Source organism: Tahibacter caeni, assembly GCF_024609805.1.
Lineage (GTDB): Bacteria > Pseudomonadota > Gammaproteobacteria > Xanthomonadales > Rhodanobacteraceae > Tahibacter > Tahibacter caeni.
Window position 1 is genome coordinate 1 of record NZ_JANFVR010000613.1, and the last position, 1,435, is coordinate 1,435.

Here is a 1,435-nt window from a genome sequence, read left to right on the forward strand (position 1 = left end):
GTCCGCGAGCGGCCGGTGCAGCAGCCGCGCCGCGAGCCGGTCGACGAGCGCGGCCGGCGTCGCCGCCGTGCCGCGCAACGCCGCGATGTCGACATGCAGCGGCGCCGCGGCGCCGCGCTCGAACAGCGCGAGCGCGAAATTCCAGCGCGCGAGCAGCGCCGCGGTATTGAGCCAATAGCCCTGCACGTCCGGATAGCCGTTCGGTGCGGGCCAGTTCAGCGGCGCCTGGCCCTGCGCGGTCAGCGCGGCCGTGAGCAGTCGCAGGCCGGCCTCGCCGTCCATGACCGCGGCGCTCGCGCGCAGGCAGGATGTCAGGTATTCGGCCGGCCGGCGGAACTTGCGATCGGCGCTGGCCTGGAATTCGGCCGACTGCAGCACGGCCGCGACGGTCGCGCGGATGTCGCCGCCGCTCGCGCCGAATACGCCGGCGATGCGATCGACCAGCGCCGCGGCCGGCGCGTCCTCGACGAAGCGGCACAGCAGCTTGTAGGCGATGTGCCGCGCAGTGGACGGGTGCGCGGCGAGCAGGTCGAGCACCGCCTCGCCGTCTTCCTCGCCGCGGTTGGCCGGCAGGCGCCGGCCGAGCACCCGCTTGGCGCCGTAGTCGTGGCGGTTCGCGAAGAAGTGATATTCGTGATTGCGCAGGCCCCAGCCGGTGAAGCAGCGCGCGACCTCCTTGACGTCGCTTTCGCCGTAGCCGCCGTCGACGCCGAGCGTGTGCAGCTCCAGCAGTTCGCGCGCGTAGTTCTCGTTCGGTCCGTCGACGACGTTGCTCGCATTGTCGAGGTAGACCAGCATGGCCGGACTGCGCGCGCTCGCGCGCAGCAGGTCGGCGAAGCGGCCCAGCGCATGCGGCCGGATCACGTCGCGGTCGTCGCTGGTCTTGTAGTAGCGCGCGCGCCCGTCGCTGTGGGTCACGTTGAAATGATTCGACCAGAATTCAACCATGACCTCGAACAGCTGGCGCCGGCTGTAGCGCTGGCGCAGCACGGTCGCCGCACGCAGCTCCTGCAGCGGGACCTGGCGCTGGCCGGGCTCGGCCGTCGCATACTGCCGCACGAGCTCGGCGTCGCTCAGGGTCAACGTGCTCAGCCGCGCGAGCACCGCGTCCAGCGGCCCATCGTCGAGACCGCCGGGATGCAGCTGCTCGTCGAGGTAGGCCGCGGCGCCGATCGTCCGCAGCCGCGCGAGCGCGGCCTCATCGACGCCGAAGCTCGTGCGGTTGAGCAGATGGACGGCCGCGTCCGGCAGCGGCAGTGAGGCGTTCGTCGCCGGCGCGGCGGCGAACAGCGCGGTCAACAGCGAACGACGAGCCAAGGTTGCCTGCATGGCGACTCTCCGGATGGTGGCAGCCGGGGCATTGCGGCGATTCGCGGACTCCCGGCCGGGCCGGGCATGGTGCGGCCGCCGGGCCCGCCGCGGCGGCGCACCCTGC

The 1,435-nt window shown here is 72.6% G+C and carries 1 protein-coding gene; it reads right to left on the reverse strand.

The genetic code is table 11. The features are described from left to right. Positions 1–1,329 (reverse strand): DUF1800 domain-containing protein (locus NON22_RS24280; RefSeq protein WP_257389556.1); only part of this gene is annotated, 1,329 nt, incomplete at its 3' end. Positions 1,330–1,435: the final 106 nt, after the last annotated feature.